Source organism: Gluconobacter sp. P1D12_c, assembly GCF_018812105.1.
GTDB classification, from domain to species: Bacteria; Pseudomonadota; Alphaproteobacteria; order Acetobacterales; family Acetobacteraceae; genus Gluconobacter; species Gluconobacter oxydans_A.
The window spans coordinates 1-570 of record NZ_JACSIQ010000212.1 but is presented as its reverse complement, the minus strand read 5'-3'; the positions used below and the strand labels follow the sequence as shown (position 1 = coordinate 570).

Below are 570 nucleotides of genomic sequence, written 5' to 3'. Positions count from 1 at the left end.
AAGTTATAGAGATTATTTGCGTTGTCTTCCTTCGCATTCTTCTTTGTGTTTGGATTACATAGAAAGCAGGGGAAATGGTTTTTTAAGATACAACGAATATTTGAACGATGACGAGGATGATTTTTGTTACGAGTGTGTTTTTGTTAATGACAATAAAGATGAGATACGCCTTTGGGTTAAAGATTTAGAAGAATGTGACAAGGATGGTTTGTATTCGAGTATCGATAATTTAGATTTGGAAAATTGTACGTATGATGATTTTTAAAGAAGACTCTCAACGATTTGCGAGAAATTTTTTGGATCGTTGTCATGAGTTATCAATTCGCACATTTTGAGATGCTGAGTCGTAAAGTGCTTGTAAAGCCTTCCGACAAGGCAACGAAGTCTAAGAAGTGGAATATTAAAGAGACTATAGATGAGGCTACCCGGAGAAATCCGGATGCCTGTTTGCATGTTGAAAATCCAGGCAAGCCGGTTCTCGTTTTTGGTCAGGATTTAGAAGCTCTTGAGCGTGAGCATGAGCAGGCTTGCGATGGTGCTGTTGATGTTCAGAAGAATGGCAAGAGCAGG

General features: G+C 38.8%; 2 protein-coding genes. Both read left to right on the top strand.

The window, feature by feature from the left end; translation table 11 throughout:
- The coding region (locus KP705_RS16395; RefSeq protein ID WP_215765019.1) for a hypothetical protein at positions 1-265 on the top strand (265 nt) is incomplete at its 5' end.
- Positions 266-309: 44 nt separating this feature from the next.
- A partial coding sequence (locus KP705_RS16390) for a hypothetical protein (protein WP_215765018.1) occupies positions 310-570 on the top strand: 261 nt, incomplete at its 3' end.